General features: G+C 60.1%; 19 protein-coding genes and 1 riboswitch. Of the genes, 7 read left to right on the forward strand and 12 right to left on the reverse strand.

Annotation, left to right across the window (positions count from 1 at the left end; genetic code table 11):
- Nucleotides 1-70 precede the first annotated feature (70 nt).
- From parC to KO536_RS13945, 8 genes are all read right to left on the reverse strand, one after another.
- The gene (gene parC, locus KO536_RS13910) at nt 71-2,335 is read right to left on the reverse strand and encodes a DNA topoisomerase IV subunit A (RefSeq protein ID WP_133076657.1); all 2,265 of its coding nucleotides are present in this window, start codon (nt 2,333-2,335) and stop codon (nt 71-73) included.
- Between the two features lie 11 nt (nt 2,336-2,346).
- On the reverse strand, nt 2,347-2,868 hold the full coding sequence (locus KO536_RS13915; protein ID WP_133076658.1) for a TIGR02281 family clan AA aspartic protease: 522 nt from the start codon (nt 2,866-2,868) through the stop codon (nt 2,347-2,349).
- Nucleotides 2,865-3,845, reverse strand: coding sequence for an esterase-like activity of phytase family protein (locus KO536_RS13920; RefSeq protein ID WP_219262141.1), 981 nt, complete (start codon nt 3,843-3,845; stop codon nt 2,865-2,867). Before KO536_RS13920 ends, KO536_RS13915 begins: the two co-directional genes overlap by 4 nt.
- Nucleotides 3,845-5,749: a DNA topoisomerase IV subunit B gene (gene parE / locus KO536_RS13925; protein WP_133076660.1), complete on the reverse strand. Its 1,905-nt coding sequence runs from the start codon at nt 5,747-5,749 to the stop codon at nt 3,845-3,847. The genes KO536_RS13920 and parE overlap by 1 nt, the downstream gene beginning before the upstream one ends.
- Before the next feature lie 52 nt (nt 5,750-5,801).
- Nucleotides 5,802-6,410, reverse strand: a complete 609-nt coding sequence (locus tag KO536_RS13930) for a YqiA/YcfP family alpha/beta fold hydrolase (protein WP_133076661.1) — start codon at nt 6,408-6,410, stop codon at nt 5,802-5,804.
- A 95-nt stretch (nt 6,411-6,505) separates the two neighbouring features.
- Nucleotides 6,506-7,321 (reverse strand): 3',5'-cyclic-AMP phosphodiesterase, encoded by an 816-nt coding sequence (gene cpdA, locus KO536_RS13935; protein WP_133076662.1) that lies wholly within the window; start codon nt 7,319-7,321, stop codon nt 6,506-6,508.
- 32 nt (nt 7,322-7,353) lie between these two features.
- Nucleotides 7,354-7,806, reverse strand: coding sequence for a DUF1249 domain-containing protein (locus KO536_RS13940; protein WP_133076663.1), 453 nt, complete (start codon nt 7,804-7,806; stop codon nt 7,354-7,356).
- Nucleotides 7,797-8,414: an NUDIX domain-containing protein gene (locus tag KO536_RS13945; protein WP_133076664.1), complete on the reverse strand. Its 618-nt coding sequence runs from the start codon at nt 8,412-8,414 to the stop codon at nt 7,797-7,799. The genes KO536_RS13940 and KO536_RS13945 overlap by 10 nt, the downstream gene beginning before the upstream one ends.
- A gap of 220 nt (nt 8,415-8,634) precedes the next feature.
- Between KO536_RS13945 and KO536_RS13950 the strand changes: the two genes are divergently transcribed.
- A complete protein-coding gene (locus KO536_RS13950) occupies nt 8,635-9,381 on the forward strand; it encodes an RsiV family protein (protein WP_219262142.1) in 747 nt (248 codons plus the stop codon).
- Between the two features lie 44 nt (nt 9,382-9,425).
- Here KO536_RS13950 and cytX read toward each other — a convergent pair whose 3' ends face one another.
- Together cytX and thiC are read right to left on the reverse strand one after the other, a co-directional pair.
- Nucleotides 9,426-10,697: a putative hydroxymethylpyrimidine transporter CytX gene (gene cytX, locus KO536_RS13955; RefSeq protein WP_133076666.1), complete on the reverse strand. Its 1,272-nt coding sequence runs from the start codon at nt 10,695-10,697 to the stop codon at nt 9,426-9,428.
- Between the two features lie 141 nt (nt 10,698-10,838).
- Complete coding sequence (gene thiC, locus KO536_RS13960) at nt 10,839-12,728, reverse strand: phosphomethylpyrimidine synthase ThiC (protein ID WP_219262143.1); 1,890 nt, start codon at nt 12,726-12,728, stop codon at nt 10,839-10,841.
- 154 nt (nt 12,729-12,882) lie between these two features.
- Nucleotides 12,883-12,988, reverse strand: a riboswitch (TPP riboswitch).
- A 172-nt stretch (nt 12,989-13,160) separates the two neighbouring features.
- Here thiC and KO536_RS13965 point away from each other — a divergent pair.
- Both KO536_RS13965 and KO536_RS13970 read left to right on the forward strand, forming a co-directional pair.
- A complete protein-coding gene (locus KO536_RS13965) occupies nt 13,161-14,597 on the forward strand; it encodes a TolC family outer membrane protein (RefSeq protein ID WP_133076668.1) in 1,437 nt (478 codons plus the stop codon).
- 122 nt (nt 14,598-14,719) lie between these two features.
- Complete coding sequence (locus KO536_RS13970; protein WP_219262144.1) at nt 14,720-19,399, forward strand: dermonecrotic toxin domain-containing protein; 4,680 nt, start codon at nt 14,720-14,722, stop codon at nt 19,397-19,399.
- A gap of 2 nt (nt 19,400-19,401) precedes the next feature.
- On the opposite strand, the gene waaA is transcribed toward KO536_RS13970, so the two are convergent.
- Nucleotides 19,402-20,679, reverse strand: coding sequence for a lipid IV(A) 3-deoxy-D-manno-octulosonic acid transferase (gene waaA / locus KO536_RS13975; RefSeq protein WP_219262145.1), 1,278 nt, complete (start codon nt 20,677-20,679; stop codon nt 19,402-19,404).
- 145 nt (nt 20,680-20,824) lie between these two features.
- Here waaA and KO536_RS13980 point away from each other — a divergent pair, with 145 nt between their 5' ends.
- The 4 genes from KO536_RS13980 (at nt 20,825) to KO536_RS13995 (ending at nt 24,332) form a co-directional block, all read left to right on the forward strand.
- Nucleotides 20,825-21,157 (forward strand): multidrug efflux SMR transporter, encoded by a 333-nt coding sequence (locus KO536_RS13980; RefSeq protein WP_016783272.1) that lies wholly within the window; start codon nt 20,825-20,827, stop codon nt 21,155-21,157.
- Between the two features lie 192 nt (nt 21,158-21,349).
- A complete protein-coding gene (locus tag KO536_RS13985) occupies nt 21,350-22,525 on the forward strand; it encodes an FAD-binding oxidoreductase (protein ID WP_133076671.1) in 1,176 nt (391 codons plus the stop codon).
- Nucleotides 22,522-23,334, forward strand: coding sequence for an aldo/keto reductase (locus KO536_RS13990; RefSeq protein ID WP_219262146.1), 813 nt, complete (start codon nt 22,522-22,524; stop codon nt 23,332-23,334). Before KO536_RS13985 ends, KO536_RS13990 begins: the two co-directional genes overlap by 4 nt.
- A gap of 41 nt (nt 23,335-23,375) precedes the next feature.
- Nucleotides 23,376-24,332 carry a metal ABC transporter ATPase gene (locus KO536_RS13995; RefSeq protein WP_219262147.1) on the forward strand — a complete coding sequence of 319 codons (957 nt, stop codon included), beginning with the start codon at nt 23,376-23,378 and terminating at the stop codon, nt 24,330-24,332.
- Nucleotides 24,333-24,452: 120 nt separating this feature from the next.
- Here KO536_RS13995 and hldE read toward each other — a convergent pair whose 3' ends face one another.
- Nucleotides 24,453-25,874 (reverse strand): bifunctional D-glycero-beta-D-manno-heptose-7-phosphate kinase/D-glycero-beta-D-manno-heptose 1-phosphate adenylyltransferase HldE, encoded by a 1,422-nt coding sequence (gene hldE / locus KO536_RS14000; protein WP_133076674.1) that lies wholly within the window; start codon nt 25,872-25,874, stop codon nt 24,453-24,455.
- Nucleotides 25,875-25,917 lie beyond the last annotated feature (43 nt).

The raw sequence follows: 25,917 nt of genomic DNA on the forward strand, positions 1-25,917 counted from the left end.
ATTGGACCTGACTCCAGCGTTGTCGCGCCGATCTGCGCGTAAAAACCCAGATCGGGGGCGCTAAACAGCCTTAATTGGGCGTTTCTACCAACAAGGCATCCACACGCTGGAAACCACGGGGCAGCTTATTGCCACGACGGCCGCGCTCGCCTTTGTAGTGCTCCAGGTCGTCAGCCTTGAGTGACAGTGTGCGCTTGCCCGCCTGCAATACCAGCGTGGCGTTGTCTGGCAGCACGGCGAGGTCGGTCACGTACTCTTCACGACTGGCCACGCGCTCACCGGGAATACCGATGATCTTGTTGCCTTTGCCTTTGCCCAGTTGCGGCAAGTCGCTGACTTTGAAAATCAGCAGACGACCTTCCGTGGTCACGGCCGCCAGCCAGTTGTGCTCGCGATCTGCCACAGGTCGTGGCTGCATGACTTGCGCCCCTTTAGGCAGGCTGAGCAGCGCTTTACCGGCCTTGTTCTTGGCTTGCAGGTCTTCACCCTTGACCACAAAACCGTAACCGGCGTCGGACGCGATGACGTACAGCGCATCGTCTTCAGGCAACAGCACGCACTCGAACGTCGCACCCGGCGGCGGGGTCAGGCGCCCGGTCAACGGCTCACCCTGGCCACGGGCATTGGGCAGTTTGTGAGCAGGCTCAGAGTAACTGCGCCCGGTCGAGTCGATAAACACCGCGAACTGGTTGGAGCGTCCGGAGGCCGCTGTCTTGTAGCCATCCCCTGCCTTGTAGGACAGGCCGGTTGCGTCAAGGTCATGGCCTTTGCCGCAACGAACCCAGCCTTTTTCCGACAGTACAACTGTGACGGCTTCAGTCGGGACCAACTCGTTTTCAGACAGGGCCTTGGCTTCAGCACGGGACACAATCGGCGAGCGACGGTCGTCGCCATAGGTTTCGGCATCGGCCAGCAACTCGGTACGCACCAGCTTTTTCAGCTTGGTTTCGCTGCCCAGCAAGGTTTTCAGCTTGGCTTGCTCTTTGCGCAATGCATCCTGCTCGGTGCGCAACTTCATCTCTTCAAGGCGGGCCAATTGGCGCAGACGCGTGTCGAGGATGTAGTCAGCCTGGATTTCGCTCAGGGCAAAGCGCGCAATCAGCTCGGCCTTGGGATGCTCCTCGGTGCGGATGATGTGAATCACTTCATCGAGGTTCAAGTAGGCGGTGAGCAATCCGTCCAACAGATGCAGGCGGCGCTCGACTTTATCGAGGCGGAACTGCAAGCGACGGCGTACGACATTGACCCGGAATTCCAGCCATTCCACCAGCAAGGCGCGCAGGTTTTTCAGTTGCGGCTTGCCGTCCAGACCAATGATGTTGATGTTGACCCGGAACGTGGACTCAAGCTCGGTCACGGCGAACAAGTGCTGCATCAGCTCGTCGAGATCGACTTTGTTATTGCGCGGAATGATCACGATACGGCACGGGTTTTCGTGGTCGGACTCGTCGCGCAGGTCGGTGACCATTGCCAGCTTGGTTGGCTTGGCCTGCATCAGGGCCGCGATCTGCTCCAGTACTTTGGCGCCCGATACCTGATGGGGCAGCGCAGTGACCACAATGTCGCCGTCTTCGATGTGATACACGGCACGCATGCGCACCGAACCACGGCCGGTCTGATAGATCTTCAGCAGGTCGGCACGGGGGGTGATGATTTCAGCTTCGGTCGGGTAGTCCGGGCCCTGGATGTGCTCGCACAGCTGCTCGACCGTGGCCTTGGGCTCATCGAGCAAGCGCACGCACGCGCTGGCAACTTCACGCAGGTTGTGCGGCGGCACGTCAGTGGCCATGCCCACGGCAATGCCGGTGGTGCCATTGAGCAGGATATTGGGCAAGCGCGCAGGCAAAACCGCAGGTTCGTCGAGGGTCCCGTCAAAGTTAGGCACCCAGTCCGCCGTGCCCTGGCCCAGTTCGCTGAGCAGCACTTCGGAATAACGGGACAAGCGCGCTTCGGTATAACGCATGGCCGCGAACGACTTGGGATCGTCCGGCGCACCCCAGTTGCCCTGGCCGTCGACCAGGGTGTAGCGGTAGCTGAACGGCTGCGCCATCAACACCATTGCTTCGTAGCACGCCGAGTCGCCGTGGGGGTGGAACTTGCCGAGTACGTCACCGACGGTACGCGCCGATTTCTTGTGCTTGGAATCAGCGTCCAGGCCCAATTCGCTCATGGCGTACACAATGCGCCGCTGTACGGGCTTGAGGCCGTCGCCGATGTGCGGCAAGGCCCGGTCCATGATTACGTACATGGAGTAGTTGAGGTAGGCCTGTTCGGTGAAGTCGGCCAGTGACCGGCGTTCTACGCCGTCCAGGCTGAGATCAAGGGAGTCGCTCATGCGGACCTCATTCAATTCGTTGTCTGGCGCAGCAGCATGGTGCCGCCGCGCTGGGTAAATTCAAGTTTTTTCAGCGCACTCATGCCCAGCAGCACTTGCTCGCCTTCGAGCCCTGGAGCAGCCACTGCACGCACGTCGCGCAGCACAATGGCGCCCAGTTGCAGGCGGTCGATGCGGGTCTGATAGCCCTGAGTGCGACCATTGGCAGTGTTAAGCGTCACCGGGACACCTTTGGGCAATGCCAGTTGCCTGGCCAGCTCCATCGGCACCGCCACATCGGTGGCGCCGGTATCGAGTAAAAATTCCACCGGCACGTTGTTGATCCGGCCGCTGGCAACAAAATGACCCTGGGCGTTGCCGAGCAGTTTGACTTCGATATAACCCTCGCCCTGTTGCGAGGAGACTTCGGTGTTGGGGTTTTCCTGACGCTGTTCCCAGCGCCCGAAAAACTGCGCGGCCAGATACAAACCGGCACACCAGGCCACAATCATAAAGACCCGACCCACACCTTTACCCGGCGCTTGCTCGCTCATGACTTGGCACTCCAGCCACCTTGCGGGGCAGCAAAGCGCCAGACAATGGGGCGTTTTTCGCCATCGGCGCGTACATGGTTGCCGTTATCGACGCCGATCCAGGCACCTTGGGCATCCAGGCTCAAGGCCTCGGTATTGCCATAGCCACTGTTGTATAGCCGGTTGTCGGTCAATGCATCGTTGGCAAACGACCAGCAGCGTTCGATTTCACCTGTGTCCAGGGTACGACGACAAATGCGGTAGGCCATGCGTTCAAGGGTGAACAGCTTGCCTTCGAACAGCGCCAGGTCGGCAAAATCCTTTTGCTGCGCCTTGGCCTTGAGTTGTGGCGGCGCCTGTTCAAGCCCCCCTTCACTCATCAATACGCAACCGTTTTCGCAGTCCCACACACTCTGCTTTTTGCGGATCGTCAGCAAGCCGCGGCGCTCGCGCTCGGCCGCCAGCCATATCTGGTTGCCCTGCGGGTTGACGGCGATACCTTCAAACAGCGCATTGAAATGCAGCAGCATGCCGCTGGCCCGGGCCTGACGGACCAGCGAAGGGTCGATCTTGAGCCACACCGGTGGGCCTGCCGGCGGAACTTGCAACACCGCCGCATGGGCTTCACTGACCACATAACGGTTGCCCGCGTCGTCGCAGCTGATGCCTTCAAAATCCAGATTGCCGCCGCGCAACGGGCTGATGGCTTTACCCATCATGCGTACACCCCACGGCAAACCGCTTTCGGGCGGCGGCGGAACATCGATGTTCAGGGCCTCGGCGCTCCATTCGGGGTAGCGCTGGTCAAAACGATAAATCTGATCGTCTTCACGATCGGATACCGCCCACAACTCACCCGAACACAGGGCCAGGCCAGACAGGTTGCCACCTCGCATGCCTTCTACCGGATGCTCAGACTGCATGACCAATTCTGGCCAGGTGCTGGCCATTACTGGCGCAGCACCCAACCAGAGCAGCCCCAGCAAGGCACTGCGCATCAGGTCAGCACCTGCGCCAGGTTGCCTTTGGATTCAAGCCAGGTCTTGCGGTCACCGGCGCGTTTCTTGGCCAGCAGCATGTCCATCATCTCTGACGTGGCGGCGAAGTCTTCAAGGGTCAGTTGCACCAAGCGACGGGTGTTTGGGTCCATCGTGGTTTCGCGCAGTTGCGGCGGGTTCATCTCACCCAGCCCCTTGAATCGCGTGACCTGTGGCTTGCCGCGTTTTTTCTCGGCGACCAGTCGGTCAAGGATGCCATCACGCTCGGCTTCGTCCAGGGCGTAGAAAATCTCCTTGCCCAGGTCAATGCGGTACAACGGCGGCATCGCCACGTAAACGTGACCGGCGTCCACCAGCGGACGGAAGTGCTGAACGAACAACGCGCACAGCAAGGTGGCAATGTGCAGACCGTCGGAGTCGGCGTCGGCAAGGATGCAGATTTTGCCGTAACGCAATTGGCTCATGTCAGCCGCGCCCGGATCGACACCGATCGCGACGGCGATATTATGGACTTCCTGACTGGCCAGGACTTCGCTGCCGTCAACTTCCCAGGTGTTGAGGATCTTGCCGCGCAACGGCAGGATCGCCTGGAATTCCTTGTCTCGTGCCTGCTTGGCCGAGCCGCCTGCGGAGTCACCTTCCACCAGAAACAGTTCAGAACGCATCGGGTCCTGCCCGGCGCAGTCGGCCAGCTTGCCCGGCAAGGCCGGCCCCTGGGTAATCCGCTTGCGCTCGACCTTCTTGCTGGCCTTGAGCCTGCGCCCGGCATTGTTGATTGCCAGCTCAGCCAGTTGCATGCCCAGCTCGGGATTGGCATTGAGCCACAGGCTGAAGGAATCCTTGATCACGCCCGATACAAACGCCGCCGCTTCACGGGAGGACAGACGCTCTTTGGTCTGCCCCGAGAACTGCGGCTCCTGCATCTTCATCGACAGCACGAACGCAATGCGCTCCCACACGTCTTCGGGCGCCAGCTTCACGCCGCGCGGCAGCAGGCTGCGGAACTCGCAGAACTCGCGCATCGCATCGAGCAAGCCCTGACGCAGACCGTTGACGTGTGTACCGCCTTGAGCCGTGGGGATCAGGTTGACGTAGCTTTCCTGAACACTGTCACCGCCCTCAGGCAGCCACAGCAAAGCCCAGTCGATGGCTTCTTTATTACCGGCCAGGCTGCCGCAGAACGGCTCATTGGGCAGGCGTTCAAATTCGCTGACCGCATCAACCAGGTACGAGCGCAGACCGTCTTCGTAATGCCACTCGACCTTTTCGCCGGTGTTTTTGTCTTCAAAGCTGACCAGCAGCCCCGGACACAGTACAGCCTTGGCTTTGAGCACATGCTTGAGGCGGCTGACAGAAAACTTGGGCGAGTCGAAGTACTTCGGGTCCGGCGCGAAGTACACGCTGGTACCGGTGTTGCGCTTGCCGACCGTACCGATGACTTCCAGATCGGTCGCTTTATAGCCATCGGCGAAGGTCATCTGGTATTCGTTGCCGTCACGCTTGACCTTGACCCGAACCAGTGTCGACAGCGCGTTGACCACCGAAATCCCCACGCCGTGCAGGCCGCCGGAGAACTGATAGTTTTTGTTGGAGAACTTGCCACCCGCGTGGAGCTTGGTAAGGATCAGCTCGACACCTGACACGCCCTCTTCAGGGTGGATATCCACAGGCATGCCGCGCCCGTCATCGCTGACTTCCAGCGAGTGATCGGCGTGCAGGATGACTTGCACCGACTTGGCGTGACCGGCCAGGGCTTCGTCGACACTGTTGTCAATGACTTCCTGGGCCAGGTGGTTGGGCCGACTGGTGTCGGTGTACATGCCGGGGCGTTTGCGCACCGGGTCGAGGCCCGAGAGGACTTCGATGGCGTCGGCGTTATAAGAGCTAGCGCTGGGAGTGGCCATAGGGTCTCGTCGTTAGTCGTAAATGAAAAATAAGGGCCATTCGACGGGTGCCTCATAGGGCCGCGAAGTCGATGGTTTGAAACTGTTCGGCGCCAATCCCTGCAAAATTCAACAGATCAGGTAGTTGCTGGGCAAAACCTTGATAACTGTGGTCACCGCCCGCCTGAATACGCAATGTACACGCCGCGTAGTACTTTTCAGCGTAGCGGTAGTCCAGGGTTTCATCGCCAGTTTGCAACCACACCTGATACCGCTGCGGGTCTTGGGGGGCTGCCACTTCGAGTTCGGCCAGGGCCTGGACATGATCGTGGGTCAATTCCCAGGTTTGGCCGCTGTAGTGGTTGGTCTGCGTGCCCAGATAACCGTCGAACATCCGATGCGGGCTGACGGCCGGGTTGACCAGCAAGGCCTTGAGGCCATGTTGTTCGGCCAGCCAGGTCGCATAGTAGCCGCCGAGCGAGCTGCCTACCAGCAATGGGCGGCCCAGCTGGCTGATTGCGGCCTGCAATTGGGCCATTGCCTCACGCGGATGATGATGCAAGGCAGGCACCCGCAGCTGCTCGGCAAGCCCCATGCGCTGCATCACCGAGATCAACTGTGTGGCCTTCTTGGACTCGGGGGCACTGTTGAACCCGTGGATATACAAGATGGAACCCGACATGCGATGACCCCCGAAGACACATTAAGCTGAACACAGCATCAAGAAAGACGCGCAGTTTAGCCTGACTCAGGGGCAATGACTCGCTTCAAGATATTTCAGTAATTGTTGGCGCTGTAATCCGGCTCGAACGAGAAATCAGCCAGGCGTGACACGCCGGTTTGCAGCGTGCCATCAGGCTGCAAGCGCAACCAGCGATAGCCCGGGGCCTCGTTGCTGACCTTGAAGTCCGGGCTGGCGACAGCAAACTGGATGCAGGTCGAGGGCGATGCCAGCAACCTGACACCGTTGCGTTGCTGATCGAACGGCTGGTGGACATGCCCCCAGAGCACCGCCCGTGCTTGTGGATAACGGTCCATGACCGACCAGAAATCCTTGGCATTGCGCAGACCAATCGGCTCCAGCCATTGGCAACCCACCGAGACCGGGTGGTGATGCAGGCACACCAGGTGATGGCGTTCGGGGGCTTCGCTCAAGGATTGCGCCAGCAGTTGCAACTGGTCGTCTTCCAGATAACCGGGGGTGGAATGGGGCACTGCCGAGTTGAGCAACGTAATGCGCCAATTGCCGATATCGACCACGGGCTCAAGCAGACGGCTTTGCACGGCCGCTTCGCGCATCTGCGCAATTTGGTCATGATTGCCGGGGATCCAGCGGGCAACGCCGCCCAGCGGTGACGTCATCCTGCGAAAGTGCTGATAGGCCTCGACGCTGCCGTCCTGGGTCAAGTCGCCCGTGGCCAGAATGCCGTCGATGTGCGGTTGTTCGGCGCGAGCCAGATCGATCACCTGCTGCAGGCTTTGCGCAGTCTTGAGGCCGAGCAGGGAACCGTCTGCGTCAGCAAACAAATGGCTGTCAGACAGCTGCACCAGCAGCACCGCATCTTCGGTGGTCAGCGTGGATACATTCGGCAAGATGACTCTCCCGGGGGGTGTTGATTTCAAGGCTAGCGTACTTCTGCGTATTCATGCCCGCATGCCAGGCAATGGCTGAGCCACTCACCCAGAAACACATTGAGCTGGGCTTTTTCGTCGGGCTGGTGCATGGCGATGTTGGGGTACGGGTAGATGCTGCGAAAGCGCCGGGCGTGCTCGGCAGCAACGACTTCAGCCATGCGCGCATCGTGATAAACCTGAACCTGCAACTCGGGCACCGGCAACCAGGGCAAGCTATGTTCCTGACGGATGCGCAGGGTGCTGGTGTACGGGCAATCGAGGATCACCTCAAGCGTCAGCACGCCCAGCATCTGGTCCCCCTGAGTCACGGCAATCCGGCGCGGGCCGGGTTGCTCGCGCATTTCAGGCAACAAACGCATCAGGCGCGCATAGTTGGCCTCGCAGGCAGCCTGCAAACCGATCAGGTCGACTCGATAACGATCGCGAACCCCATTTACGACCATAACCCCCTCACTTCAGCGCGATTAAGCGCCAGCCATTGCAGGGCAATAATGCTCGCTGCATTGGAAATACGTCCATCACGTACAGCTTGCAGCGCATCTTCGTACGCCCATACCGTTACACGAATATCTTCTGCCTCTTCTTCCAGCCCATGCAAGCCCCCCACACCCAAGGTGCTGCAACGCCCCAGAAACAAGTGAACAAACTCGGTACTGCCCCCCGGCGAAGGGAAATAGCGGGTGATGGGCCACAGTGACGAGAACACAAGACCGGCCTCTTCTTCGCCTTCACGATGAGCGACTTCTTCGGGCACTTCAGCCTTGTCGATCAGCCCGGCCACCAGTTCGATCAACCAGGGCGTTTGGGTCTTGCCCAGGGCGCCGACCCGGAACTGCTCGATCAGCACCACTTCATCGCGCTGGGGGTCATACGGCAGCACACATACCGCGTCATGTCGCACGAACACTTCACGACTGATCTCACGGCTCATGCCACCGGCAAAGAGTTCGTGACGCAGGTGCACGCGGTCCAGTTTGTAAAAACCCTGATAACCGTTCTCGCGCTTTACGATCTCAACGGCACTTGGCGTGGCCTTGGTGATGTCAGTCATTGCAAACCCCTTACTGGCGAATTTCACCGGGGTGGCCCTCGGCATCGCGCATCCTAACGCGCCTGCACCTGCGGATGCAGCCTCTTTTATGACGCGGGGATAGACGGATCGCCTGCAAAACAACTCTAATTGACTCTATCAAGCTTAGTGGCGAACCGATGCCCATGCTGGCAGTCGAACCACCATAATTTTCTCTTTCTTTCGACGATGAAGGACGACCATGTCGCTTTTAAAGTTTGCCTCCATGACTTGCATCGCCCTGACCCTGGGTGCTTGCCAAAGCGTGTTTCAACCTTCGGCACAAAAGCCGCTGGCGTTTACCAATGACGCCTCGGAGCAGGTCAAATCCGGCTGCACTGGCCCGGACTGCCCGCTGGTGAATATCGACACCCTGCACTTTGCCGATGCTCCCAACCTCGACGCGCTGATCGAAAACCGCCTGTTGAAGATGACCGTAAACTCGCCCGACGACAAACTGGCGCCATCGCTCAACGCGTACCGCGAGCATTTCCTGCGCACAGCCGACAGCCGCAACAGCACCTACTTGCAAGCCAAGGTACGCGAGGAGCATGACGGTCTGGTGATTGTCGAGTTGTCCAGCTACCTGGACACCGGCGGCGCTCATGGCATGCCGGGGCGCGGCTTTATCAACTACTCGCGCAAAGAGCAGAAAGAAGTGACCTTGCAGGACATGCTCTTGCCGGGCCAGGAGCAAGCCTTTTGGGGGGCCGCAAAAGTGGCCCACAACAACTGGTTGATCAACAGCCATTACAGCAGCGACCCGGAATACGTCAAAAACTGGCCGTTCCAGAAAACCCCGCACGTGGCATTACTCAAGGACAACGTGGTCCTCAAATACGACGTGTACAGCATTGCGCCGTACTCTGAAGGTCATATTGAACTGAAGATCCCGTACTCGCGCCTGAACGGGATTCTGAAACCCGAGTGGTTCCCGGGCCGCGGGTAATCACCCCATCTCCCGTGGGAGCGGGCTAGCCCGCTCCCACAAGATCATGCAACCGCTTTTGAGCGCCCTGCCACCCACTGCAACAACCCCGCCAGCAGCAACGCCGGCAACGTCGCGCCCACATCAGGCATAAAGTTCGCCAGCAGGTGATAAGTCACCACCCCGCCCAGCCATGCCAGCAAGGTCGTCCAGCGCATCAGGGTCGGGGCGACCCGGGCACTGCGCTTGCGCAGGATAAAGTGATCCACCAGGACCACCCCGAACAATGGCGCGAACACCGAGCCAATCAGCAGCAGGAAGTTCTGGTACTGCGCCAGCGGCGAAAAGCAGGCGATCAAGGTGCATACCACACCGATAGCCAAGGCCAGATGCTCGACTTTCAAACGCAGCAACATCCCGCCGGACACCGCCGCCGAGTGAATATCGGCAAATGCGTTTTCGGACTCGTCGAGCAAGATCAGCAGCAGTGGAATTCCCAGGCCTGCCCCCGCCAGCGCCAACAGCAGCGCATTGACTTCACCGCTCGGCGCAAAGGCCAGGGTGTAGGCCACGCCCAGGCTCATCAGCCAGAAGTTGCCAATAAAGAAGCCCAGTGCCGTACCGCCAAACACACTGTTGGCGCGCTTGCCGAAGCGCGAATAATCCGCAATCAACGGCAACCACGATAGCGGCATGGCGATGGCAATGTCAAAACCCACGGCAAACGGCAGTGAGCCATCGCCCTTTTGTGCCCACAATGCGGGCAGGTCGGCCTTGGCGAACAAATTCCAGGTCAACCAGATGCAAGCCGCCAGCAGCAACCAGATGCCCCATTTGCGCAAGACCTTGCGCACAAAGGTCAAAGGCCCGCTGACCGCAAGCAGCGTGGCCAGGGCGCCGAAAAACAGCGTCCACATCAAGGGGTTGCTCAACCAGCTACCTTCATTGAAGGCCCGTGCACCCAGCAGGCTGGCCGCATCGCGCATCACAATGATTTCGAACGAGCCCCAGCCGATCAGTTGCAACACGTTGAGCACGGCCGGGAGCATGGCGCCGCGGCTGCCGAGGCTGAGTTTCAGCGCGGCCATGGACGACAGCCCGGTGTCGCTGCCGATCACACCGACCGAGGCCAACAACGACACGCCGACCAGCGTGCCGAGAAAAATCGCCAGCAATGAACCCGAAAGGCCCAGTCCCGGCGCAAGCAACGCGCCGGTCTGCAACACCATCAGGCCTATGCCGAGGGAGAACCACAGGGAAAACAGATCTCGACCGCCGAATACGCGCCGGTCCTGAGGGACAGCAAGGTCGGGAGAGTAGGTACTGGGTGTGTTCAATGGGTTGAATCTCACAAATAGAGAGTTGCCTGAAAGTCCTGTGGGAGCGGGCTTGATCGCGATAGAGTCGACACGGTTACACTCAAAGACCGTGACGTCTGCATCGCGAGCAAGCCCGCTCCCACAAGGGAACTGCTCACATCACACTTTTTTGTACAGCTGGCTGCCTTCCTGCTTGAAGCGCTCGGCCTGTTCGGCAAGGCCCTTCGCAACATCCACATCGATGGCATCGATGCGCTGGTTGGCGGCGTAGATACGGACTTCCTGGGTGATTTTCATCGAGCAGAATTTCGGCCCGCACATGGAGCAGAAATGCGCGACCTTGGCCGAATCCTTGGGCAAGGTTTCATCGTGGTACGAGCGGGCGGTGTCCGGGTCCAGGCCAAGGTTGAACTGGTCTTCCCAACGGAACTCGAAGCGTGCCTTGCTCAAGGCGTTGTCACGGATCTGCGCACCCGGATGGCCCTTGGCCAAGTCGGCAGCGTGGGCCGCAATCTTGTAGGTGATAATCCCGGTCTTCACGTCATCCTTGTTCGGCAACCCCAAGTGTTCCTTGGGGGTGACGTAGCACAGCATGGCGCAACCGAACCAGCCGATCATGGCCGCACCGATGCCCGAAGTGATGTGGTCGTAACCCGGTGCAATGTCGGTGGTCAGCGGGCCGAGGGTGTAGAACGGCGCTTCGTCGCAGCACTCCAGCTGCTTGTCCATGTTCTCCTTGATCAACTGCATCGGCACGTGACCGGGGCCTTCGATCATGCATTGCACGTCGTGCTTCCAGGCAATCTTGGTCAGCTCGCCCAGGGTTTCCAGCTCGCCGAACTGGGCCGCGTCGTTGGCGTCGGCAATCGAGCCCGGACGCAGGCCGTCGCCCAGCGAGAAGCTGACGTCGTAGGCCTTCATGATTTCGCAGATTTCGTCGAAATGGGTGTAGAGGAAGTTCTCTTGGTGGTGCGCCAGGCACCACTTGGCCATGATCGATCCGCCACGGGACACAATGCCCGTCACACGCTTGGCGGTCAGCGGCACGTAGCGCAGCAGCACGCCGGCGTGGATGGTGAAGTAGTCGACGCCTTGCTCGGCCTGTTCGATCAGGGTGTCGCGAAACAGCTCCCAGGTCAGGTCCTCGGCCACGCCGTTGACCTTCTCCAATGCCTGATAAATAGGCACGGTGCCGATCGGAACCGGCGAGTTGCGGATGATCCACTCGCGGGTTTCATGGATGTGCTTGCCGGTGGACAGGTCCATGACCGTGTCCGAACCCCAGCGAATGCCCCAGGTCAGTTTGGCCACTTCTTCTTCAATCGAAGAGCCCAGTGCACTGTTGCCGATGTTGCCGTTGATCTTCACCAGGAAGTTGCGGCCAATGATCATCGGCTCCAACTCAACGTGGTTGATGTTGGCCGGGATGATGGCGCGACCGCGGGCGATTTCTTCGCGCACGAATTCAGCGGTGATTTCTTTCGGGATGCTGGCGCCGAAGCTGTGGCCAGGGTGCTGCTGATCCAGCAGACCTGCCGCCCGGGCTTCCTGCAGCTTCATGTTTTCGCGGATGGCGACGTATTCCATCTCGGCGGTGATGATGCCCTGACGCGCATAGTGCATCTGGGTAACGTTGACACCGGCCTTGGCCCGACGCGGGTTTTTGACGTGGGCAAACCGCAGTTTGGTCAGCTCTGCATCCTCCAGGCGCATTTGCCCGAAGTTCGAACTCAAGCCCGGCAGGCGCTCGGTATCGTCACGGTCATCGATCCAGGCCGAACGCACATCGCCCAGGCCTTTGCGCACGTCAATTTGCACAGACGGGTCGGTATACGGACCCGAGGTGTCGTAGATCAATACCGGGGCGTTCACTTCGCCGCCAAAATCGGTGGGGGTGATATCCAGGCTGACTTCACGCATCGGCACCAGAATGTCCGGGCGCGAACCCTGTACGTAGACTTTTTGCGAGCGGGTAAACGGCTTGACCGACTGCTCATCGACCTTGGCCGAATCACTGAGGTTGATCGCGTTTTTTGGTTTTGTACTCATCACGGCTCTCCAGACTGCATCCAGGCGGATTGTCGGAGGGAGAACCTGAAAAATGTACGGATGCACCCAAGGACTGGGTGCTGAGTGGCGGCCTCGAACAACTGATCATTTTTTGACCAATTGATCCCGGACAGCACTCAAGAGGACTCGCCGGGAGACGAGAAATCTTGTTCCCTACGCAGGCGTTAACCTGATCAGGTTCAACGGGATCCGAAATTATTCGATCTCAGCCTCATAGCAAGGCACCCCGACAAGAACCCGGCCAGTCTAGACAAGAGTGAGGCAGAACGCCAATCCCACAATTAATGCAGTGATGAAAGGCGTAACAATGGCATTGTTGCAAGGTGCCACCACTACTACACTCGCTACGGCTTGAAACCGCGAATCGGGCTCGGGCACTTATTTTTCGCAACCTTGAACTAGGGATCGCTCATGCTGCGCAAACTATCACTGGCTATAGCCGTGTCTTGGGCGACCAGCGCAATGGCTCTGGATACAACCGCCCCATTGTCCAGTCAAAACGGGTTGGTCAGCGTTTACCACGAAGCGGTAGACAACAACGCGGACCTGGCTGCAGCCCGCGCCAATTACGCGGCTCAAAAGGAAGTGGTGCCCCAGGCCCGCGCCGGTTTGCTGCCCAACCTGTCCGGCGGCGCCGAGTCGAGTAATGTGCGCACCGCCATCGACCAGCCTTCGCTGACGACCACCCGCAGCGCCGTGGTGTACCAGGCCACGCTGGCACAACCGATTTTCCGGATTGATCGCTGGTTCCAGTTGAAAGCCGCCGAATCGATCAACGAGCAGGCCGCGCTGCAACTCTCGGCCACCGAGCAGAATTTGATCCTGCAGAGCGCCAACGCCTATTTCTCGGTGCTACGCGCCCAGGACACGCTGGCCGCGACCAAGGCCGAAGAAGCCGCCTTCAAGCGCCAACTGGACCAGTCCCGGGAGCGCTTTGACGTGGGCCTGTCGGACAAGACCGACGTGCTGCAATCCCAGGCCAGTTACGACACGGCACGGGCCAACCGGATGCTGGCTCAGCGTCAGGTAGAAGACGCCTTTGAATCCCTGGTCACCCTGACCAACCGCCAGTACAACGCGATTGAAGGCATGCGCCACACCTTGCCGATCCTGCCGCCGATGCCCAATGACGCCAAGTCCTGGGTCGACACGGCCGCACAGCAGAACCTCAACCTGCTGGCCAGCAATTACGCGGTCGATGCCGCCGAAGAAACCCTCAAGCAGCGCAAGGCTGGCCACGCGCCAACCCTCGATGCCGTCGCGCAGTACAAGACCGGGGACAACGACGCCTTTGGCTTAAGCAACCCCAATGCCCTTAACCAGCGTTATGGCGGCGACGTGTCGCAACGCAGCATTGGCGTGCAGTTGAACATCCCCATCTACAGCGGCGGCCTGACCAGCTCGCAAGTGCGTGAGTCGTACTCGCGCCTGGACCAGACCGAACAGCAGCGCGAAGCCTTGCGTCGTCAGGTGGTAGAAAATACCCGCAACCTGCACCGGGCGGTGAACACCGACGTTGAGCAGGTACAGGCGCGCAAACAGTCGATCATCTCCAACCAGAGTGCACTGGAAGCCACGGAAATCGGCTACCAGGTGGGCACGCGCAACATCGTCGACGTGCTTGACGCCCAGCGCCAGCTCTACAACTCGGTGCGTGACTACAACAACAGCCGTTATGACTACATCCTCGACAACCTGCGCCTCAAGCAGGCAGCGGGAACCTTGAACCCTGGCGACCTGGACGCACTGTCGCGCTACCTCAAGGCCGACTACAACCCGGACAAGGACTTCCTGCCGCCCGACCTGGCCAAAGCAGCCGAAGCCAACTTGCGCTCACCGGGCAATTGAGCCAGCCCCTCCCGCAGGGGGGGGATTCACAGAACTATCCAGCTACCACCCCTCCTTGTGAGCACCAGAAGTTAATACGGCACCGGTCGTGTGACCTTCTGGCACTCTCAAGGAACCCCCTTATGACAACGCCCCACCTCGCCCCTGCACAAAACGCCGTTCGGGAACAATTCGCCAACCCGCCCTCACTTGAATCTGTCACCCGGCAAATGCTCGCGGCGGCCATTGCCCAAGAGTACCCCACCCTCAAAATTGATCTGGCCCGCACCCGTCTGGCCGTCCCCCGGCCTCAAGGGGGCTGGGACTTGCAGCCATTCATGCCCAAGGTGCTGGATTACCTGGGCACAGGCGCCGAACTGGATCTAAGCCCGATCAACACGCAACCCTACTACCTGACCGATGACGCTCCCGACTGGCTCAAGCCCGAAGAGGGCGAGCTGGATATGCGCGTCATCGAGCGCCTGGTCAAAGAGCTGACCTGGCGCCTGCCCATTGGCCTGCAAAATGCTTTGAGCAACTTTTGGTCAGAGCCGGCGGATACCGGCGTCAGCCGTTGGCAATGGCTCAGCGATGTGCTGAAAGACACCCTGCGCATCGGCGCCCTCCAGCAATCCGACCTGCCTCAGACAGCCCGTGAGGCCATCAACCAAGTGATCAACGCCCCCGAACTTGAAGAGCGTGTCCGTCAACACGCACAAAACGCTGTTCACGCTTACTGGCTCAAAGCCACGCTCGTAAATGCAGGCGTGACCCGCTCCGGGATGAGTTCACGAATCGTCCTGGTGACTCCGGAGCACATACTCGTGTGCAATGCCAACGGCAAGACCCTGACCTATCGAAATCAGGATTCATTGGGCCGGGGCTGGGCCCGAAAGATCAGCCGGTCCTTCAGCGTTGACGAAATCCGTCTTGAACAATATGAACTCGACGGCAATGTATTCGACGCCGCCAGCGCTGCCCTCCTTAACCGGCAGCTGGAGAGTATTGGCTTGCTTGAACTGCCTTCCAGCGTCGGTTGGCAGGCGCTGGACACGGTATACAGGCATATCACCGAGCCCTCCCGCTATTTTGTCGCCGCCCCTCAAGCCAATCTGCACACCCTTGAAACCCTCAAGCAACACTTGCCCGACTGGCTGAAAAACGCGAGTGCTGCCGATCAGGCACGCTTGCGCCAGTACAGCCTGGCCTTGGCCGCGGCGAAAAAAACCAGCCAGGGCCGGACCTACCTGTCCGACATCAGTACGCTGCGTGCGTACGCCGCCGATGTGCTGCATCAACAAATGCGGACCGATCAACTGCAATTTGAGCTGGACACGCCCGTACACGCGATCAGCGAGCTGTTGAACCCCGACGAAATCGAGCTGACCTTTCTGACAGTCGCCGGGGCTTATGGCACCTTGGGTGTCGTGGAGCCCGTGACCATGAGCCTGACCGACCTGGCCCTGAAAAACCTGATCGGTCGTCCCAAAGGCACGCTGAGCGTGCGTCACCATCTGGGTCTGGACCTTCCCCAGTGGCTGACGCCCGATTACATCACACGACGCGGCGGCCTGATTGAACAGGTCAACATCGGCAAAGCCTACCCCGAGCGCCTTGAAAGCTTGCTGCTGAGCAACACACCCGACGCCCAGGCGCGCGAAAAACTGTTCGCCGAGCACCTGCGCGCGCAACTGCCACTCCAAGCCCTGGAACTGTGCCTCAAGCAAGAAGGCTCCATGACCACCCTGGGCGCCAGTTATGTCGCGGCGGTGGTGCAAAACCGCGCCGCCGATCGCGTGGTCGAGGGCGTGCCAGTGGTGATCCGTCACCTGGCGCTGGTGCGACAGCCCGAAGCGGTGCCGGACATCGTCAACAACATGTTCATCATTGAACCCGCCAACGTTGAACATGGCCCGCATGTGCTGTATCGCCCGCTCTACGCCCCTTCCTTGCTGGAATTCAGCACCCGTGACGCCTTGCTGGACGCTATCGCCGAGTCCGGGGAACTGCAAAACAGCGTCATCACCTGGTTAAGTGACAGGGCCCGCCCGATCTACGACCACGGAGGTTTCAAGGAACCCCACTTTGTACGTTTTGGCCTGGGTAGCGAATACGACCCCATTGAAGTGCCCAAGCCCGCGCTGCTCGCCGTTGACGGCATCAGCAACGAGTTGCTGCAATACCTGCACAACGGCCAATTGATGCAGTTCCTGTACGGCTGCAATGCCAGAGCTCTGGTGGAACAGGCCAACGCAGAATCGGTGACCAACAGTGAAAGCCGCTGGGCCGTGCTGCTGGAGGGTGGCGGTCTGATTTTCAACAGCCTGCTGATGCTGCCGGCGGTGCCGGCGCCCCTGATGGTGACGGGCGGGTTGCTGGGCCTGATGGGCCTGGCCAGCCAGACTATCCCTGCACTCGCAAGTAATGACCCGACCGTCCGGGAGCAGGCCGCCGCCGACATACTGCTCAACGTCGGGCTGTTGCTGCTTCACGAGGCTCCCGGTTCCCGCAGCGTACTCACGGCACTGCCCACCGGGCTGCGGACGCAAGCCATGCGCCCGTTTACAACCCTGCGCGTGCCGCAGGTCTGGCCCGAGCCAGCGCCGCCTCGCGTTATCTCCGGCAGCGTGGCGCTGCCCGGCCAATTGCCCAACGCAGAAAGCACCGTGCTGGATTTAAGCTTCGCCAATGCTCGCAATCAGCTGACACCCAGCCAGCGCGAACGACTGGCCAGCTTCAAGGTGACGCGTCCCGCTGCGCTGCCGACCGCACAACCCGACGGCCCCCGCAAGGGACTGTATTACATCGACCGGACCTGGCATGCCTTGATCGACCAGAACCTGTACGCCGTCGATATCGACCCCGAAGGCACGGCGGTCATCGTGTCCATCACCGATCCCCGCCACCCGGGCCCCAGCCTGCAATCAGACAGTCATGGCAACTGGTCGCTTGATCTGCGATTACGCTTGCAGGGCGGTATGCCGCCCAAGCGCATCGCCGCCTTTCAACAACACAGGGCGCTGCGGATAACCCAGCTGGGCAATGATCTGAAAGATTTTTTCCCACGGGAAATACCTCTGCAAAGAGCCGTTGAAATCACTCACAAGGCCCTGAAAAACGCTAACGCCGACCCCCGTTTCACCGAGCAACAACTGGCCGGCCTGCGTGACAAACTGAGTACAGCCCTGCACGCCGAATTGAGCGCTTACCAGGCATTGCTGGCCAGCAATCAGGAACGCATTGAGCTCAAGATCCCCTTTCACGAAAGCATCGTGGTGTCCTTGCTCGAAAAGTCCTTCGACAACCGCAGTTTTTCCATGGCCATTTCGGCAGGCGAGCAGAGCGCACTGATGCAAAAGTGGGCGCAGTTCACCACCCCGGGGCCCGGCCAAGAAGCGGCGGCAGAAACCGATAGGGCAGGCTTCGCCCAGTTCATGCATGAGCAGGTGGCACTCAACCAGGCCACCATCGAACGCATCGAGCAAAGAAACCACTACCTGGAAGAATTGTTCAACCTCAGCGAAGCCGGGGCCACCGTTGCCGGCAATCTGGCCCTGGAGATTCCCGCCGACGCGCACACCAGTCTGAGTCTCAAAAGCTTTCAGCTGGACTGCCTGAAACTGTCCAGTTCCATGCCCTTGGCAGGCAGCATGGTAGAGGGCACTCTGGACATCACGATTGATCCGCTTAAAGAGCATGTAAACACCCATAACCAGCTCAACCTCCTGGAGTTCGACACCAGCAAGCGCCTCGAAATTCTGGGCAGTCTGGTGGAGTGCTACGGGCAGGCGCTGGATGCCTTGCAAGGAATTGGCATCGTTTACAGCGATGAACTAAACCTCGAATACTTCAACCAGCTATCTGCCCTGGTCACCGATCTTTACCAGGACGCCACCCGCCAACTGGCGGCCGAAATCAGGCCGCCGGCGCAACCGCCAGCCAAGAAGCCACGCAAACGCACACCTTCGACTGCGGGCGTGCGACCCAGAAAAATGATCAGTGTGCGAGGCAAAGGCAAGTTGATTGGCGAGCTAAGACCCGCCGACAGCGAATGGCACAAGGAGGTCATTGAAGTCCGTTCCGACTACGACAAACACCTGCTCTCGACCTACTTGCAGCATGGCGACGAATGGGTCGAGATCAAGGCCGATCACCCCGCACCAGCACCGCACACCCGGCCTCTCAACGTCATCAAGGGCGATGCGCGCAAGCTGTTCAGCCAGTTCGAAGGTCATCTGCGCAAGGCCGGGCACTACAAGGCCCTGTCCCGCCACCCGCAGGAGGTCGAAGAACTGCTGACCTACGAGGCCCAAAAACTCGACAAACTGGCCACCGAAATGCACGTCGCCTTGCAAGCTCAGCCTGACGACGCTCGCCTGCAGGACGATCAAACCCTGGTCAACAGGATGCGCAATGCGGCGCAGCAGATGGTGAGTGAAGGCAAGGCCATGCGCATTCAGTTGAGCCTGGAACTGCCACCGACCCACGGCAACCTGCAGTACCTGATTGATCAGGAGCTGGTCCAGATTGCCGGTCTTGGCAGGCGCATCCAGTTAACGGGCGAGCGCCGGGACTTTATCCAGGAATATGCCATCAACGACCGTAAGGGTGAGGCGCTGTGGTATGCCCACTTTCACTATGCCGAGGCCGACACCCCGAAGCAGGACTACACCGTGGCTCATTTGAAGACCAAGGCACAACGCACGCTCAGCTATTGGTCGCAGCTGGCCAATGCAAAAAGCGGACAAGCCATTGTCAACGTCCACCGTGGCCAGATCGGCCGGGCACTGGCAGAACGCTGGTTTCTGCCAGTGGGCCAATAGGCTTAGCGCGCCATCAAGCGCGCCAGGCCGTCGAGCAATCGCTGCAAGGCGCCCTGATTGAGCTGCATGACTTTGAGGCCTGCCTCAGCCATGCGCTGTGCGTCTTGCGGCAACTCAAACAGGCGCTGCACGGCGAGGGCCAGACCTTGTGCATCCTCGACCTCTTCCAGGGCTGCGGCTTCGCGCAGCTTGGCGGCAATTTCGAGGAAGTTGAACAGGTGCAGCCCGCTCAGCACGGGCTTGGCCAGCGCCGCCGGTTCCAGCAGGTTATGCCCGCCGTTGGGCACCAGGCTGCCACCGACAAAGGCGCTGTCTGCCAGGGCATACAAAAACAGCAATTCACCCATGGTGTCGCCCAGCAGCACCTGGGTTTGAGCCGCAACCGGCTCACCGCTTGAGCGGCGCACGGTGGCAAACCCTTCGCGCTGGCACAATTGGAATACCGAATTGAAACGTTCAGGATGACGCGGCACCAATATCAGCAGCCCATTGGGGTAACTGGCGAGCAATTGACGATGGGCCGACAACACGATCTCGTCTTCGCCCTCGTGGGTGCTGGCAGCAATCCACACCGGACGCTCTTGCGCCTGCCATTGCTCACGCAACGCTCGGGCTTTGACCAGTAGTTGAGGATCAATACTCAGGTCGAATTTGATCGAGCCGGTGACCTCAACGCATTCAGGGCGCGCGCCCAGGAGCCGAAAACGCTCAGCCTCCGCCTCGGTCTGCACGGCGATCAGGCTCATTTCTTCGAGCATGGGCCGGGTCAGGCCCGCAAACCGCGCATAGCCTTTGGCCGAACGCGCAGACAACCGGGCATTGGCCAGCGCCACCGGGATTCCGCGCTTGGCGCACTGGTGGATATGGTTGGGCCACAACTCGGTTTCCATGATCACGCCAAGCCTGGGCTTGACCCGATCCAGAAAGCGCGCTGCCGCCCACGGCAAATCGTAGGGCAGGTAGCAATGCTGAATACGCGGCTCGTTTGCGAACAGCGCCTGGATCCGCTCGGACCCGGTCGGCGTCATGCAGGTCACGGTGATCGGCAACTGTGGATAACGCTTGAGCAGCTCGCGAATCATGGGCGCAGCGGCAATGCTCTCGCCTACAGACACCGCATGTACCCATATCCCGCCCGGCTGCATGACCGGCAGGTTCAAGGCAAAACGTTCGCCAATGCGCCGGGCATAGGCTGGCGCCTTGCGCGCCCGCAGCCACAAACGAATCGCCACCAGCGGCAGCCCCAGATGAAACAGCAAGGTGTAGAGAGTTCTATTCATGGGCACGGAGTTTACTTGAAAAAGTAATCACGATGATGGCACCGAATAGCCCCTGCCCTGTCGCAACCAGAACGCACTACACACTTTCACAACTACTAGAATGGCTAGCTGTTAAATTGCCCCGCACCACACTCAGGACTCCACCATGAACGCCTACTACTATCTGGCCATCGCCATTTGCGCCGAAGTGATTGCAACCGTCTCCATGAAAGCGATCAAGGGCTTCAGCACGCCATTGCCTCTGGTTCTGGTGATTGCCGGCTACGCCACTGCGTTCTGGATGTTGACTCTGGTGGTTCGCACCATCCCGGTAGGCGTGGCTTACGCCGTGTGGGCAGGCATGGGCATCGTGATGGTGAGCATCGCGGCACTGTTTATCTACGGTCAAAAGCTCGATGTGCCTGCCATGCTCGGCATGGGCCTGATTGTGTTGGGGGTGGTGGTGATCCAGTTGTTCTCGAAAACTGCGGGGCACTGAAACAGCCCACCCTGTAGTCGCTGACGAGGAACGAAGGCTGCGAGCTCTTCCAGATCAAGAGCTCGCAGCCTTCGTTCCTCGTCAGCGACTACCCAGGCAAGTTGCGTCTGCCATAGAGTATTTACAGGTCAAGGCAGGTTGAAGATCAGACTGTATACTTGCGGTCTTTGTCTTTAAACGCTGAGGTCGCTCATGCCATCTGTTATTTCCACCGACGTGCTGATTGTCGGCGCTGGTGTTGCCGGCCTCTGGCTCAATGCCCGCCTGCGACGTCAGGGGTTTTCCACGATTGTGGTCGAACGTGAAAGCCTGGGCGGCGGTCAGAGCGTGAAATCTCAGGGCATCATTCATGGCGGCGCCAAGTACGCGCTGCACGGCGCCCTGACCGGCGCCTCTGAAGCCATCGCCGATATGCCCCGGCGCTGGCGTGAAGCCCTGGCCGGTGATGGCGAACTGGATCTGAGCGGCGTGCGCCTGCTCTCCGAAGCCCATTACCTGTGGTCACCCGGCACGCTGGCGGGCAACCTCACCAGCTTCTTTGCCAGCAAGGCCGTACGGGGCCGGGTCGATCAAGTCAAAGGCGACCAATTGCCCCCCGCCCTGCAAGACCCGCGCTTCAAGGGCAAGGTCTATCGTCTGGCGGAGCTGGTGGTCGATGTTCCCAGCCTGATTGAGCGTCTGGCCGAGTTGGCGGGCGACGGCCTGCTGGCCGGCCAGACCATTGAACCCCTGTTTGAAAACAACGAGCTGATCGGCCTGCGGGTCGACGGACGCGACATTCATGCCCAGCGCATTGTATTGAGCGCAGGTGCAGGCAATGCCGAGCTACTGGCCAGTGCCGGTATCAGTGTTCCAGCCCAGCAACTGCGTCCGTTGCACATGGTGCTGGTCAAGGGTCCTAGCCTCAAACCGCTCTACGCCCATTGCCTGGGCGGCGGCCCCAAGCCGCGCATTACCGTCACCACCCACCCGGCCGCTGATGGTGAATGGGTATGGTACCTGGGCGGAGACATCGCCGAAGCCGATGGTGTTGCCCGCGAACCTGCCGAGCAAATCGCCGTTGCCAAAAAAGAGCTGGGCAATTTGCTGCCGTGGGTCGATCTGAGCCAGGCGCAATGGGCCACGTTGCGGGTCAACCGCGCCGAGCCTGCGCAGTCGGGCCTGGTGCGCCCGGACAACGCCTACCTGGCGGATCAAGGCCGCCTGCTGGTGGGTTGGCCTACCAAGCTGGCACTGGCACCTGACTTCTCGGATCGCGTGATCCAGGCACTGGAAAACGACGGTATCAAGCCGGGCAATGCCCCGGCCCTGCCTGCGCTACCGCGCCCGCCTCTGGGCAAGACCGCCTGGGAGCAACTGTTGCCATGAGCCAGCCAACCCTGCACGAACTTCATCGACCGCTGGGCCGTACCGGCCTGCTGGTCTCGCCACTGGGCCTTGGCACCGTGAAGCTGGGCCGCGACCAGGGGGTCAAGTACCCCAGCGGTTTTCAGATACCGGGGGATGACGAAGCGCGAATGCTGCTCAAGCTCAGCCGTGACCTGGGCATCAACCTGATCGACACCGCGCCCGCCTACGGCCGCAGTGAAGAACGCCTGGGCCCGCTTTTGCGCGGCCAGCGCCAGGACTGGGTGATTGTCAGCAAAGTGGGCGAAGAGTTCGTCAACGGCCAGTCGAGCCATGATTTCAGTGCAGCTCATACTCGGCGCTCGGTGGAGCGCAGCCTGCAACGTTTGGAAACGGATTTCATCGATCTGGTCCTGGTGCACTCTGACGGCAATGACCTTGCGATTCTCAATGAGTGCGAGGTCTACGAGACCCTTGCCGAACTGAAACGCGAAGGCAAGATTCGCGGCTTCGGCCTGTCGGGCAAAACCGTTGAAGGCGGGCTCAAGGCCCTGGAAACAGGCGATTGCGCGATGGTCACCTATAACCTCAATGAGCAGGCCGAGCTGCCTGTTATCGAATTCGCCGCGGCCCACGGCAAAGCCATTCTGGTTAAAAAAGCATTGGCCAGCGGGCATGTTTGTTTGAGCCCGGGGGTTGATCCGGTACGCGCCAGCTTCGAACTGGTATTTGGCCATCACGGAGTTGCCAGTGCTATTGTCGGCACCATCAATCCGCTGCACCTGGCCCATAACGTGGCGACGGTTGCGCAGGTACTGCGTAAAACCTGAAGCTGGCGATGTGGCCGACCCCGACGCAAGAAGGAGCCAAGATGCCGCGCATGCTGATCCGCAAGAACCCCAGCGACTTCAAAACCCTGCCGTTGTATGTCGAAGCCACACCTGAGGGGCTGAGCTATCAAAGCGTCGGCATGCCGCTGAACTTCACGCAAACCCTGCAAAAACGCCGACCGGTGAAAGTGGCCAACAGCGAGCGCTTTTCCCTGGAACTGGCAAACCTTGGGGTATCGGTGCGCTTGACCTTGCATTGGCAAGGCCGCGACTACTGGGTGTTGGTGCGCCAGCGCAGGCAGGATCGGGGCGATGTGGTGCTCAAGCTGATTTCAGGCTATGTGCCAGCCCATGAGGTCAACCTGCCCCTGCATACGGCGATCCAGGAAATTGCCGAAGAGTGCTTGCTGGAAACCCCCGAAGGCTGGCTCAGCGGGCGCTTCAACGAAACGTGGCTACCGGCCCCTTATGCAGCCGCCCTGCATTACCGTGAAGCCCTGCCCTTTCGCCTGACGCCACTGTCTGGAGCTGCGCGGCCCGTGCGCTGTGGCAGCCAGCCCCTGCTGGAACGACCACGGGCCTACGTGCATTTACCGACGGCGTCACTGCAACTGATTTACGACCTGCGCCTGGAGGTCCCCAAGGAAGCCAAGTCCCTGAGCCTGTTTCATGTCGACGAACGACTGGAAGGCGATCAACTGGTCGCGCGCCTGGACCGCAAGCACCCGGACCTGTACTTGATCCCGCTGACCGATGGCCAGCCCTGCGCTGAGCTGTACACCCTCACCAAAGACCAATTGCACCCTGCCAGTACCCGGGGCGTGCGCCTGGCCGAGAGCTTTGCGCCTCAGGACGGTTGGGTGGTACACGACGAGCGGATTCACTGGAAGGATTGGGTCAAGCAGCAAGGCTTGAGCCCGCCGACACCGGAGTCCAGGCTCAAGCGCCTGACCGGCAGGGCGCGGCAGATATTCAGAAAGGTCGTGAAGAAGGTTTAAACCCGGAGCAATGCACGTGTGGGAGCGGCCTTGCTCGCGATACAGTCGACGCGGTCTTCAGAAAAACCGGGGCGATCTTATCGCGAGCAAGCCCGCTCCCACATTGCATTCGCTTGATCGTTACTGACCGCGAATCTTCTCGACAATCGCCGTGGTCGAGCTGTTTTCAACCAGCCCCAGCACTTTGACCGTACCGCCATAAGCCGCCACGATATCGGCACCGACCACTTGATCGATCCCGTAATCACCGCCCTTGACCAGTACATCCGGCTTGACCTGGGCCAGCAGGTTCTCTGGAGTCGCTTCAGGGAAGCTGATCACCCAGTCCACCGCGCCCAAACCCGCCAATACGGCCATACGCCGGTCAACGCTGTTGATCGGGCGACCAGGGCCTTTGAGGCGACTCACTGAAGCGTCATCGTTGACCGCAACGATCAGGCGATCGCCCTGGGCCCGCGCTTGCTCCAGGTAGGTCACATGACCGGCATGGAGGATGTCGAAGCAACCATTGGTGAAGACGATTTTCTCGTTATGTGCCCGTGCATCTTCGATGGCCTGTAACAGCTGATCGAGGCTCAGAACACCACGTTCAGAACCTTCGGAGCGCTGAATCGCCCGGCGCAGTTCCGGCGCACTGATGGCTGCCGTACCCAGCTTGCCGACAACAATACCGGCCGCCAGATTGGCCAGCGCCACGGCGTGGGGCAGTTCTTCACCGGCAGCAATGGCGGCGGCCAGGGTCGAAATAACGGTATCGCCAGCACCTGTAACGTCAAACACTTCACGTGCCCGAGCGGGCAAGTGCATGGCTGCAAAGCCCGGACGCAACAAGGTCATGCCATGCTCGCCACGGGTCACCAGCAAGGCCCCCAGGTCCAGATCAGCCATCAGCCTGGCGCCTTTGGCCACCAGGTCAGCCTCATCGGTGCAGCCACCGACGATGGCTTCGAACTCGCTGAGATTGGGCGTGATCAGGCTTGCACCACGGTAGATAGAGAAGTCCTTGCCCTTGGGGTCAGCCAGAACCGGAATACCTTTGGCCCGCGCAGCCTGGATCAGCACCTGATGGTTTTTCAGGGCGCCTTTGCCGTAGTCGGACAGCACCAGCACCTTGATGCCTTCAAGCAGGTTTTCAACTTCGGCGCCCAACGCCAGGGCGTCAGTGGCGAACGGTTCTTCGAAGTCGATACGCAGCAGTTGCTGGTGACGGCTCATGACCCGTAGCTTGACGATGGTCGGCTGGTGCGCGATTCGCTGGAACAATGCGCGAACACCGGCGCCTTCAAGCCGATTGGCCAGGCTGTCGGCGGCTTCATCGTCGCCGGTCACACCGACCAATGAGGCAGGCGCACCCAGTGCGGCAATGTTGAGCGCAACGTTGGCAGCGCCGCCCGGGCGGTCTTCGATTTGCTCGACCTTGACCACCGGCACCGGCGCCTCAGGCGAAATCCGTGAGGTCCCGCCATGCCAATAACGGTCGAGCATGACATCGCCTACCACCAAGACAGGGGCTTGATCGAATCGCGGCATGGACAACTTCATGGAGATCCCACATACAAAATGAACAGGGGCGCGATATTAACAC

Source organism: Pseudomonas sp. NKUCC02_KPG, assembly GCF_019345465.1.
In the GTDB taxonomy this organism is placed as follows: domain Bacteria; phylum Pseudomonadota; class Gammaproteobacteria; order Pseudomonadales; family Pseudomonadaceae; genus Aquipseudomonas.